An 11,854-nucleotide genomic window follows, 5' to 3' on the forward strand; every position below is an offset into this window, starting at 1 on the left:
TGTCTAGGCACATCGCGCGGCGATATGCAGAACGTTATCCTGCACCTTCGAGGTCAGGATAAGGTCGGTGTGGTGGGCCTTTGAGCCGCCGCCAGCCAAGATTTCCTGCGCAAGGGTCGACAAGAGCGGCGAGCTGTTGGGTAAGGGCGGTTTCGCCGAGGACCCCATGCCCATAGACGCTATCCGACGCGGATTTGACATTTTGTTTTTCTTTCTTCGTTCCATTCGTGCCATCCACGAAATGAAAGTCGGTCGGCGGCTCCCGGCCCGCAACGAAGCGGCTTCAAAACTCGTGCCAATTTGGCCAACCGAAGAAAAAAATCTGTGATGCTTTTAGGGGCTTAGCCTGAGGCCAGAGAAGAGCTAGGCGAAATAGGCCGGTGTCGCGGGCCAACAAAGGCGACGGAACAGTCTCGGACAGAACGCCTCGGCGACCTTTAGGTCGGGCTTGCGACATTCTGGTCCAGTTTCGAACATAAGAGGCGGCGAACAGACACGATTGGGGAATTCGATCCTCACGGGGCCAAGGCGCTTGCCCAAGAGCGCCCGCTCATGGTCGCTGCGACAGGCGCATGTTCGCGATAGCCGTGCCGGCGCACCAATGAACGCTAGCGCCACACGTTACGCAATGACTGGAGTGCCCTCCAGGCTCAGGTAATGCATCGGCTCGGCTTCCGGTTCGTCTTTGCCCAGCCGGGGCTGAAGCGCCGAATATCCGCACGATACAGCATCGTTGTTGCCTGTGTGACGAGGCGGTTATAGCGCGCGCCCGATCTTCTAAGACACGGCCTCCGAGAAGGAGGGGCGGTCCAACAGCCCCTCTATTCCAAATGGCACGCCGCTTGCTGCTCCTGGTTAGAGCACCATCAAATCACGATGAAAGCGACTTGCACCATGCCCGACACGCGAAGCTCCAGACCGTGGCCTGAGGAGACGGTGCCCCTTGCAGCTGAACATCGGGGCATCGTCTCCTCCGGAAGTCCGTTCTGGATGGCCGCTTTGCGCATGGCTGGTCCGATGCCGGCACGCCAACACGGGCAGCGCGCGCAAATGCGGTTTGCCGGTTCTGTTCAGCATGTGAGTGCCGAAAAGCCTTGTCAAAGGGTCGTCACACAAGCCAAAGCCGGCGGGTCACTGCCACATATCGACAACATGCTGAACCAGTCCAGTGACGCGGAATCCAGTGAAGCGGGTCTGTTGCGTGAAGTGACATTTCAGGCCCCCACATGCTTTGCGATATTGGCTCCTTCCGGCCGCTATCCCTTTTCCAAACGCACTATCGCTAGTGACCGATCCCGCTTCCGGCGCCATAGCCGTGGAAAGCAACCGGCTCGACGGTGTCCAGCTCGCTCAGATCGATTGCGTTCGGGTGGCCAAGACCAACCGCCAAGACGTTCCCATACGTCGGGAGGGAAAAAAGGAGGTTGCGAGCCGCGAGGCCCTCATTCCGTGCCGGGATACGAGCCTTTGCCCGGTATTGCGCCAGCCTCTGCCAGAATTCAGCGCAGTCTTCTTAAGGAGCAACTTGATGACAGTTCGAAAGAAAGTTCCCTTCGTCACCTTTCTCACGCGTGTTCACGATAAGTCAGTCCAGGGGCCAAATCCATATCGCTGGCAAGAAAAAACATCTGACGACTACTTTGCCGGCAAGCGGGTCATCCTGTTCTCGCTGCCTGGCGCCTTCACCCCGACCTGCTCGACCTACCAATTGCCCAAGTTCGAAGAGCTCTATGATCAGTTTGCGAAGCAGGGAATTGACGCGATTTACTGCCTCTCTGTCAACGATGCCTTCGTCATGAATGCGTGGGGAAAGTCCTTGGGCCTGAAGCAGGTCCAGCTCATCCCCGATGGCTCAGGCGAGTTCACACGCAAGATGGGCATGCTGGTTGCCAAGGACAATCTCGGATTCGGGATGCGCTCATGGCGCTACGCCGCCCTGATCAACAATGGCGTGGTGGAGCACTGGTTCGAGGAGGAAGGTTTCTCCGACAACTGCGAGGCCGACCCGTATGGCGTTTCATCCCCGCAAAACGTTCTCGAAACGCTGAAAGCCGCCGCATGACCTAGAAAACGTCTCACTGGCGCCATTGCAGGCCCCAAGAGGCTCCTCGACAGGATTATCGCACTCACCATGCAATCTTCAGCAAGCCTGTTTCAGCGCCAGAAGCAATCCATCGTCGCATCGCCTCAACTCATTGAGTCGATTCGCTTGCTGCAACTGGCGCATACCGAACTGCATCAGTTCGTGGAGGGGGAAATCGAGAAGAACCCGCTCTTGGAATCTGCGTCAAACGATGGCGGGCCTTTTGACGATGCTTCGATTTCGGGAGCGGATCAGCCTGTCGGCTTTGGGGCAAACGCCGTTGAAGGTCCGACCGGGGCAGGGTCGCCTGAACGGCTCGGGCAATGGAAATCACTTCGCAACACGACCAACAACCCGCCGGGCAATGGCCCTTCCCTCGACGAGTTTGCCACCCTCGCCGAAACATTGCACGACCATGTCGCTCGTCAGATCGCCCTCACTGCGTTCACACCACAGGAGCGGCTGATCGCTGGCCAGCTTGCCGCCGATCTGGAAGACACTGGCTATCTTCGGGCAAACCTTTTGGAGCTGGCCGAGAGCCTAAATGTCCATGAGGCTGTTGTGGAACGGGTTCTCGGAACCTTGCAGCAATTTGATCCACCGGGAGTTTTTGCGCGAAATCTCAGAGAATGCCTCGAGATTCAGTTGCGCCAGCGAAACCGGCTCGACCCGGCAATGGCAGCTTTGGTTGCCCATCTTGAAATGCTTGCGCGACGCGATTTTGAGGCGCTGAAGCAGCATTGCGGCGTCGATGAAGAAGACCTTCTCGACATGATGCATGAGGTTCGTGCGCTCGATCCAAAGCCTGGGAACAGATTCGAATCCGGTGCGTCTGAATCAATCATACCCGACGTCTGGGTCACGCCCTCGCCGCAAGGCGGGTGGCAGATCGAACTTGATCCCGCCACGCTGCCGAAGCTGCTGATCAACCAAACCTACTATGCCGAAGTCACGCGTCAGACTGCCCAAAATTCGAAAGATCAAGCATTTCTCGACGAATGCTTGGAAAACGCGAACTGGCTAATCCGCAGCCTCGATCAGCGCGCCAAGACGATTGTTAAGGTTGCGGCTGAAATCGTGCGTCAGCAGGATGCCTTTTTGGGACATGGCGTCGCCCACCTGCGGCCTCTCAATCTTAGAACCGTCGCTGACGCGATCGGCGTGCACGAGTCGACGGTAAGCCGGGTAACCTCGAACAAGTACATGCTTACCCCGCGCGGAGTTTTTGAACTGAAGTATTTTTTCACCGTCGCGATCGCGTCCTGCCAAGGCGGCGATGCGCACTCCGCCGAAGCTGTCCGGCATCGGATCAAAGCGATCATTGCCGCAGAATCTCCCGGCGACGTGCTTTCCGACGAGGACATCGCTGTCCGGCTGAAGGAAACCGGCATTGATGTTGCGCGCCGCACCGTCACAAAGTATCGCGAAGCAATGAACATCCCCTCCTCAGTGCAACGCCGCCGGGAAATGCGCTTGTGTTTTTAGATTTGGGTCAAGGCAGCCTACATCACGTTGCATTGCATCAAAGTGGAGACTTCGTTCATGACCCGATCCGCAGCAGGCGTCATGAACGCTGTTCTGCGCGACCCAGAAAAGCCTGTCCCACCGTCTGGTCCCGCATGGGGTGCCATCATTTCGCTTTCCTTGGGCACCTTCGGGCTGGTCACGGCAGAGTTTCTGCCTGTCAGCCTGCTCACGCCCCTCGCGCATGATCTCGGTATCAGCGAGGGAGCGGCTGGACAGGCGATGACGGCGACAGCTATCGTCGGGGCGATCTCGGCGCCGACGGTGGCCATCATCACAAAGCGCCTGGACCGCAGGACCGTCATGTGGACCATGACGCTGCTGCTGATCCTGTCGGACGTTCTGGCGGCCGGCGCGTGGTCGCTGGCGGTTCTCCTGACTGCACGCGTCGTGCTCGGCATAGCGCTCGGAGGCTTCTGGTCGATGTCGGCAGCACTGGCGATGCGGCTCGTTCCAAGCCACCTCCTGCCTCGCGCTATGTCGATCATCCTCACCGGCGTTTCCGTAGCTACCGTCTGCGCAGCTCCAATCGGCGCTTATGTCAGCGATATCTGGGGATGGCGAAGCGCCTTCATGCTCGCCGCAGCCGGCGGTGTCGCTACACTGCTCGTCCAGCTCATAACCATTCCGAGACTGCCTCCGATTGGAGTGACTAGCGTCCGCAGCCTGCTGGATGTGGCAAAGATTCCGATGGTCAAGGTTGCGCTTTTTGTCATCCTGCTGGTCGCTTCCGGCCACTTCGCCGGAATCACCTATATCCGCGCCTTCCTCGAAAAGATTCCCGCGCTTGACGTCGAGACGATCTCGCTTGTGTTGCTTGCTTTTGGCATCGGCGGATTCTTCGGCAATTTGGCCGGCGGGCTTCTGGCCGAGTACAGTCTCAAGGCAGTCGCGGCCCTTGCACCGCTGCTCATAGGGATAGCGGCTGTTTCGCTACTGACGGCGGGAGCATCGGCCTTCGCCTCGGGGATTGCGGTTGGCGCGTGGGGCTTTGCCTTCGGCGCGGTGCCGGTGGGATTACAGACGTGGATGGTGCGGCGGGCCGTTCCCGAGCAGGCCGAAAGCGCCGGTGTGCTGATGGTCGTAGCATTCCAAGTGGCAATCGCAGCCGGCGCGATTTTCGGCGGACTATTGGTGGAGAATGCGGGGATTACCAGCGCCATTGCCTACAGTGCTGTTGCCACGTTCGTGGCTGCCCTCATAGTTTTCCGGCTCGGCCCGAAGCGCGATACCTAGAGCGCCTGACAGAACAGGCCTCAGAGGTGCAGCGCGGCGAGAGATGCAATCGCATGCATGGCGCGGCGCGATCCTCCGCTTGCATGGACCAGCGGAAGCGCCTCGCCGGCTTCATCTCCGGGCCATGGCGACCTTCGCCGCCTGACTAGCGAACCGCCATTTTATTCACGGCGTTCCTTGGTCGGCCGACCGCATCAGCGACTTCGTTCGCATCCCATTTCCAGCTTCGCAAAAAACATCGAGCGGGGGGGGGAATCTGGCCGAGCGAGACAATTACACTGCCTTGGAACAAGTCTTAATAACTCATTACAATTTCGGCTTTACTTCTAGCGTAGTCCTCGTCCTCAGCGAGATCAATTAGGCGATGTAGCTACTGCCTGATACGCCAGGGCAGTTTCGGCAACCGCGTTCTCTTCTTCCAGGAATTGCAGAGGGTGGCCATTGAACCGCCTCCACTCCAGTTGTATCTGTCCACGCTAGGATGGCGGCAGGGGGAAGTTTCATCATGATAATCCGACAACGGCGATGGAAGGTGGAAAGGCTTGTCCGTGATCAGGCAGAGATCAATCTAAATCCGGCCTGGCAACGAGGTCTAGCATGGAAGTCACCTCGTCAAGTTCTCCTCATTGACTCTATCTTGAGGGGAATGGACATCCCGAAGGTGTATCTGCGCGCTCTCCTGACCGGTGGACTCCACGCCTACGATGCAGTCGACGGGCAGCAGCGCCTTCGCGCGATCTGGGAATTTCGTGCTGGCAACCTCGTGCTTGACCATCCTGAAGCGCTACAGCCGATCGATGGTATCGTTGTCGCTGGTCGGCGCTACGCCGAACTAGACGCCCATCTTCGCAGCCGGTTTGACAATTTCGTTGTCAGCATCGCGGACATTGAGTCAGCCAGCCAGGATGAGATTACCAACTTATTTTCCCGACTGCAGATGGGTGTGTCACTGAATCCTGCCGAGTTGCGGAATGCCCTAGGTGGGCCTATGCGACACGTCATTGACGTGATCGCAACCTCCCACGAGTTCTTCCTTGATGGCCGCATCCCCGAGGCTCGCTATAAGCGTCAGGACTACGCGACCCACGCCTTCGCGATGGCAGCATACCGCTTGACTCGGGACATCAAAGCACCAGATCTCAGAGCGATGATCGTCGAATACGGCCCTGATCGCGCGGCTGAGGTGCTCGAGCTATCCGCAGAAATTGGCGACGCGTTGAACGTCCTCGCTCAGGTCAATCAACTCGCCAACTATCGGATCACCCAAAAGTGGATTTTCGTCGACCTGTGTTGGCTTGTCATGCAACGACACGCCGCGGATGCCCAGGTTGACCCGGTGAGGCTTGCCGCCGCCTACGAGGCATTTGAGACCCGCCGCAGGCAATACAATAGCTCTCCCGAGATCCTGATTCGTGGGCGGCGCAGGGATAGAGCCTTGGACCGGCACCTCTACAACTACATCAATTCGTTCCGCCTCCAAGGCGGCACAGCCGCTAACCTAGCAATCCGCGCCGCGGCATTGCGGGCCTTCTGCCCTGACATCGATGGGAGACCCTAATGGCGTTCGACCCCAACCGAATTCCTGACAATCTAAAGGCCGCGTATAGGGACAAGAGATGCGCGGTACTTGTTGGAGCAGGTGCCTCTGTCGGCGCCGGCCTCCCCACTTGGGGCAAGTTCCTTAGTGACATGATTGGTGTGGCCGAGTCCCACCGCGTTATCGGCGACCATAAGGCCGCCGAGTATCGAAAGCTTGTCTCAGACCCAGCCAAGTATCTGATGATCGCGGCAAGCTTGAAAGAGGACATGTCCGCCTATTTTGATGAGTTTATCGATCAAACATTCATGGCGCCGAAGCCGCGGCCCACCGACCTTCATCGCTCACTGACCCAAGCTGACCGACTTCAATTCGTTCTGACGACAAACTACGACATCGTCATCGAACAGGCTTATCGCGCCGCTGGTATGTACGACGTCTCGGTTTGTACATTCACAGACACGGGCGAAGTTCAGCGAAGGCTGTCAAAGCGCGAGTTCTTCATTCTCAAGGCGCATGGAGACGCATCCAGAGTGGGCAACGGCATCATTCTCACCGAGGTCGACTACCGAAATATAATCTATCGGCACCGAGCATACCAAAGTCTCCTGTCAGCTATGTTCACGATGTTCACGATCGTCTTCGTCGGCGCGTCAATGACTGACCCCGAGATCAAGCTCCTCTTGAGTTACATCGCCGATGCTTTTTCCCCAACGTCCGGCCCAAGCCATTTCGCGTTGATGGCGGAGGAAGATATTACTAATGTGGAGAAAGATCGCTGGCTGCGAGATATGAAGGTACAGCTGATCCCCGTTAGTAAGGCCAATGAGTATAAGGAAGTCACAGAGTTCATTCGGGCTATACACGACTCGGCATGATCGTTCCGGAAGAGTCGCTAGTATAAGGGCAATTGGAAGCGCGGAAACTTGTCGACAGTCGGCTTAGTCTGAAGATTGTGCCGTTGCGACCCGTTCCGAGATTTGGTCGACGGGCTATAGCTTCCTGCTCGGGGAGTAGGTATGAGTTGCTATCAACGGGCAATGAGATCTTGGTGTTCGATCCACAGCGGGGCTATGCGGGAGCTTCTCCAGGGCAAAACTTGAAGAGTTTGCTTGGTCGCCTAACCGCGCGCGATCTTCAGATCATCGTTGGCCCGCGCGTGCTTCCCCTTCTTCCATCAAAGCCTAAGGGCGACCGTTCTGCTCTTCTCGCCGCGGCAGAGCGCACTCTGCAAGACCGCGCACAAGAGGCCGTTTCGGATGTCGAAATCAGGAAGACCCTGCTGCGAAATCTGGATCCTGGTAAACTCGAGGAATTGAAGAACCGATTGACTCAAGGAGGGGTCGATCTCGCAGAGGATGGGCCGGACATTAGCGATCTCGCGGCACTCCGGCCTTGGGCCATCGCTAGTGGCTTTTTCGGCTTGCAAGGCGAAGACACAGCCGCTGGAACGACGGCTCTAAATCGCCAAGAGATCCAGCCATCATTCTCTCTCTTTCCCCATCAGCGGTCTGTCGTTCGACGAGCTTATACACGTGTTGGCAGCGGATATGGCCGGACGCTCATTCACATGCCCACCGGCTCCGGCAAGACGCGAACTGCGATGCACCTAGTGTCCCGCGCACTGAATGAATTCGAGCCGGGCATAGTTGTCTGGCTCGCCACTAGCCGCGAACTTTTGGAGCAAGCCGCCGAGACCTTCGAGGCGGCTTGGTCGTCGCTGGGCAATCGTGATCTGGAGGTCCGTCGTTTCTGGGGCGCGCGCACACCAGCGCCAGAAGACATGGTTGATGGCATTCTCATCGCTGGGCTCGCCAAATTACATGCATGGCGCGAGCGCGACGGCTTGGCCTTCCTGAAGCTGGCGGCCAAAGTTCGCTTGGTCATCATGGATGAGGCCCACCAGGCCGTGGCACCGACCTATCGTGGGGTGATCGAAGGTCTATGCGGCGCGGGAGGAGAAGGCGCCTTGCTCGGCTTGACCGCCACGCCAGGTCGGTCCTGGAATGATATGGGCGCCGACAAGGCCCTGTCGGATTTCTTCGGCAGTTCGAAGGTCGTGCTGGAGATAGGCGACGATCCCAATCCCGTCAAATACCTACTCGATAACGGCTACTTGGCGCGACCTACGTTTCAACAGATTGAATACTCGCCCGTCATACGTCCGTCCCCAGCAGAGTTGAATAAGCTGGCGAGGCTTGATGATTATGCCGATGAGACTTTAGACAAGCTCGCCGCCGACACGGCCCGGAACCTTGCGATCCTCGATGCTGCCAAGGGACTGATCGATCGCAGCCATGCGCGGATCATCTTATTCGCGGTCAGCGTCGAGCATGCTCAAGACATGGCGAGCGGTCTGGCTGCGCATGGTGTCATGTCCGCTGTAGTGTCAGGCGATACTCCTAGCACTAAGCGGACTTCGATCCTGAAGACCTTTAAAAGTGCGACTTCCCGGCCGCAGGTACTCTGCAATTTTGGCGTTCTGACCACTGGCTTCGATGCGCCGCGCACGAGCGCAGCCATCATCGCGCGGCCGACGAAATCTCTTGTGCTCTATAGCCAAATGGTCGGCCGGGCCACGCGTGGCCCCCGGGCCGGTGGTAACGACAACTGCGAAATCCTCACAGTCCACGATCCCGCATATCCTGGGTTCGGGGATATTGCCGAGGCATTCTTTAACTGGGAGGACGTCTGGGATGGCGACTGACGAGACTACAATCGAAGATGCGTCCTTCATTCCCGCCGATCTCGCAATCCAAGCAATGCGAGACAGCGGTTACAAGAACACTGCTTATGCCCTGGCGGAACTGATCGACAATTCTGTCCAGGCCGAAGCCCAGAGCATCGAAATCATCTGCATCGAGGAGCAGGTGCAGCTCGCCGACCGCAAGCGAAGACGGCTCACGAAGATCGCAGTGCTTGACGACGGGCTGGGGATGGATGCGGTGGTGCTGCGCAAAGCGCTGCAATTCGGCAATGGGACGCGCCTAAACGATCGCTCCGGAATCGGTCGGTTCGGCATGGGCCTTCCCAATGCGTCCATTTCGCAAGCCGGAAGGCTCGACGTTTGGAGTTGGCAGAACGGGCCCGACAATGCCCTCCACAGCTTCCTCGACGTTCAAGAGATTCGGGACCGGCTGCGCAGGGACGTACCTATTCCGCAGCCATCAGCGGTTCCGATTGAATGGCGCGATCGAGCGCTGAGTTTAGGACACAGCGGCACCTTGGTTGTCTGGACCAAACTTAGTCCGGATCGGCTCACGTGGAAGGGGGCCAAGGCCACACTCAAGAACACCGGCTGGCTGCTCGGGCGCATCCATCGCAGGTTTGTGGCTGATGGGAGTCTCAGTATCCGTTTGGCGGGTGGCGAGGACGGCGGTCTAGAGTCGGACGCAGTCACGATCAACGATCCGATGTACCTGACTGCGGCCCCCACCATGCCGGCGCCGTTCAACAAAGAATCCATGTTCAAGGATGTTTTCAGCGTTCCGGTCACGGTGGAAGTCAATGACAAGACCTATCAGGTTCAGACCCGCTACTCGGTCGCCAAGGATATCACGCTCGATCTCGCCGGCACTGTGAATCGCGGCGACACCGCTTACGGAAAGGACGCGGCCAACAATATTGGCGTCTCTGTCATGCGGGAGGGCCGGGAGCTGATGCTCGACCGATCCTGGACAATTCAGTACGATCCGCGCGATCGTTGGTGGGGGTGCGAGGTAGAGTTCCCCGCCGCACTCGATGAAATCTTCGGCGTCACCAACAATAAGCAGGCCGCGACGGTTTTCAACGAACTGTCCGGTCTAGACTGGAAGGATCTTGCGGAGGCTGGCGAGACCATGCCCGAGGTTGTCGCGCGCTTGAAGGACGAGGGAGACCCGAAAGGCGTGCTTCTCTATCTCAGCGAAACTATCAAGAACAACCTCTCCCAACTTCGAAACACGATTAAGATCCAGGCCAAAGGAACGCGGAAGGGCGCCAAGCGCCATACCGATGGCGACCCGACCGAAGAGGCCAACAAACGCTGGAAGCAGCGGGACGAGACCAACCCCATTCCTGACGGGGATGCTACGCCCTCGACCGACGATCTGAACGAGCTTTCGGACGACTTGACCGAGGACGGACGTAACGCCGAGGATACGTCGGAGATCGTTGCGCGGGTCGTATCCGGCGACCTGAAGGTCGTCTTCATCGACAAAGCCCTTGGGGGATCGTCTGAGCTTTTCACCGTTGTCGCACGCGGGCCGCTCACAGAGGTGGTCTTCAATCGCCGGCATCCGGCTTTCGATATGATCTTCGATACAGTTTCCGCTGATGACGATCTCGACACTCTCTCCAGCACGGAGTTGCAGGATCGCCTGCTGAAGGCCGGCCAAGCGGTCCAACTTCTCTTCGCGGCTTGGGCGCGAATGGAGCGTGAGGATCCGCCAAACCAAGCGCGGTATGAAAGGGTCCGAGAGAGCTGGGGCAAGCTTGCTCGCGATTTCCTTGATCCGGTCGACATTTCGGGCCTCGGCTAATGCGTCGTGACGGCGATCTGCTAGTCGAGCATCTAGCGCGAGCAAAGACGAGCGTCCTGCTCTGCGCACCTTTCATCAAATTAGGCGTCGCCAAGCGCCTGCTCGCCGCTATCAGTCCCCATGTTGCCGTGGAAATCGTCACGCGTTGGCATGCTGAGGAAGTCGCGGCGGGCGTGAGCGACTTAGCGGTGTTTGACCTCGCCGCCGGCCGGCCCGGCGTCACGATGCGGCTTCTCGATAATCTGCACGCCAAACTCTATGCCTCCGATAATCAGCTCCTCGCCGGTTCTGCAAACCTCACCGCGACGGCACTTGGCTGGTGCGACGATCCTAACCTTGAGCTGCTCATGCCCGTCCCGTCAGACGATGGGGCGGTCCTGCGGTGTCGGACCGCATTATCTGCGGCGCGTCTGGCAACCAATAAGGAGCGCACAACTATTCAAGTGGTCGCGGATGGTTTGCGACGACCGCCTCTTCCTGCCGGCAAGCCGGTTGACGACGCGCTGGCTGGACCGTGGCTGCCCAAACTGGCAGCCCCCGAACGATTGTACGCCGCCTACGTGCCCTCGGCTCGGGAGAGGCTGACGTCTTCAGCCATCGAAGCGGCTGATCATGACCTTCGAGCGCTCGCCATTGAGCCCAACTTGAACGAGGCGGTTTTTCGCACGCGGGTTGCTGAGCGCTTTTCCACTATGCCTGCCGTCGGCACCGTTCTGAGAGCGGCTCAGAGCGACCTGTCAGACGCGGCCGCCACTGATCTGATCCAAGCGCTCGTCGGAACGCCCGATATGAGCGCAGCGGCGCGTTGGCAGATCGTGCGTGAATGGCTGACCTACTTTCTCCGCGACAAGTACGAAATCGCGCCAGAGTCCTTTGTCACGCGCCTACGTCCTGGAGCCGGTCGCGAGTAGACTACTCCTAAAACCTTCCAGCCCTGTTTCCCGATCATGCCCG

9 protein-coding genes are annotated in these 11,854 nt (G+C 58.4%); all 9 read left to right on the forward strand.

Translation table 11 applies throughout. From position 1 onward, the window contains the following. Nucleotides 1-67: 67 nt before the first annotated feature. The 9 genes from NKI37_RS27430 (at nucleotide 68) to NKI37_RS27470 (ending at nucleotide 11,811) form a co-directional block, all read left to right on the forward strand. Nucleotides 68-328: a hypothetical protein gene (locus NKI37_RS27430; RefSeq protein ID WP_352790072.1), complete on the forward strand. Its 261-nt coding sequence runs from the start codon at nucleotides 68-70 to the stop codon at nucleotides 326-328. Between the two features lie 1,200 nt (nucleotides 329-1,528). After that, nucleotides 1,529-2,062, forward strand: coding sequence for a peroxiredoxin (locus NKI37_RS27435; RefSeq protein ID WP_023724551.1), 534 nt, complete (start codon nucleotides 1,529-1,531; stop codon nucleotides 2,060-2,062). 69 nt (nucleotides 2,063-2,131) lie between these two features. Next, a complete protein-coding gene (gene rpoN / locus NKI37_RS27440) occupies nucleotides 2,132-3,568 on the forward strand; it encodes an RNA polymerase factor sigma-54 (protein ID WP_352790069.1) in 1,437 nt (478 codons plus the stop codon). 57 nt (nucleotides 3,569-3,625) lie between these two features. Next, complete coding sequence (locus NKI37_RS27445) at nucleotides 3,626-4,843, forward strand: MFS transporter (RefSeq protein WP_352790067.1); 1,218 nt, start codon at nucleotides 3,626-3,628, stop codon at nucleotides 4,841-4,843. A gap of 505 nt (nucleotides 4,844-5,348) precedes the next feature. Continuing rightward, nucleotides 5,349-6,401 carry a GmrSD restriction endonuclease domain-containing protein gene (locus tag NKI37_RS27450; protein ID WP_352794612.1) on the forward strand — a complete coding sequence of 351 codons (1,053 nt, stop codon included), beginning with the start codon at nucleotides 5,349-5,351 and terminating at the stop codon, nucleotides 6,399-6,401. Then, nucleotides 6,401-7,258: an SIR2 family protein gene (locus NKI37_RS27455; protein ID WP_352790061.1), complete on the forward strand. Its 858-nt coding sequence runs from the start codon at nucleotides 6,401-6,403 to the stop codon at nucleotides 7,256-7,258. Before NKI37_RS27450 ends, NKI37_RS27455 begins: the two co-directional genes overlap by 1 nt. 173 nt (nucleotides 7,259-7,431) lie before the next feature. Next, complete coding sequence (locus NKI37_RS27460) at nucleotides 7,432-9,087, forward strand: DEAD/DEAH box helicase (protein ID WP_352790059.1); 1,656 nt, start codon at nucleotides 7,432-7,434, stop codon at nucleotides 9,085-9,087. Further along, nucleotides 9,077-10,900 carry an ATP-binding protein gene (locus NKI37_RS27465; RefSeq protein WP_352790057.1) on the forward strand — a complete coding sequence of 608 codons (1,824 nt, stop codon included), beginning with the start codon at nucleotides 9,077-9,079 and terminating at the stop codon, nucleotides 10,898-10,900. The genes NKI37_RS27460 and NKI37_RS27465 overlap by 11 nt, the downstream gene beginning before the upstream one ends. Beyond that, the gene (locus tag NKI37_RS27470) at nucleotides 10,900-11,811 is read left to right on the forward strand and encodes a phospholipase D family protein (protein WP_352790054.1); all 912 of its coding nucleotides are present in this window, start codon (nucleotides 10,900-10,902) and stop codon (nucleotides 11,809-11,811) included. Before NKI37_RS27465 ends, NKI37_RS27470 begins: the two co-directional genes overlap by 1 nt. The last annotated feature ends 43 nt before the right edge of the window (nucleotides 11,812-11,854 follow it).

This window comes from Mesorhizobium sp. M0626, from assembly GCF_040320665.1.
Taxonomy (GTDB): domain Bacteria; phylum Pseudomonadota; class Alphaproteobacteria; order Rhizobiales; family Rhizobiaceae; genus Mesorhizobium.

What these genes read in the sequence shown, in the direction of transcription:
- NKI37_RS27470 (WP_352790054.1), top strand. Translation starts at nt 10,900, where the DNA reads ATGCGTCGTGACGGCGATCTGCTAGTCGAGCATCTAGCGCGAGCAAAG.
- NKI37_RS27435 (WP_023724551.1), top strand. Translation starts at nt 1,529, where the DNA reads ATGACAGTTCGAAAGAAAGTTCCCTTCGTCACCTTTCTCACGCGTGTT.
- NKI37_RS27455 (WP_352790061.1), top strand. Translation starts at nt 6,401, where the DNA reads ATGGCGTTCGACCCCAACCGAATTCCTGACAATCTAAAGGCCGCGTAT.
- NKI37_RS27465 (WP_352790057.1), top strand. Translation starts at nt 9,077, where the DNA reads ATGGCGACTGACGAGACTACAATCGAAGATGCGTCCTTCATTCCCGCC.
- NKI37_RS27445 (WP_352790067.1), top strand. Translation starts at nt 3,626, where the DNA reads ATGACCCGATCCGCAGCAGGCGTCATGAACGCTGTTCTGCGCGACCCA.
- rpoN (WP_352790069.1), top strand. Translation starts at nt 2,132, where the DNA reads ATGCAATCTTCAGCAAGCCTGTTTCAGCGCCAGAAGCAATCCATCGTC.
- NKI37_RS27450 (WP_352794612.1), top strand. Translation starts at nt 5,349, where the DNA reads ATGATAATCCGACAACGGCGATGGAAGGTGGAAAGGCTTGTCCGTGAT.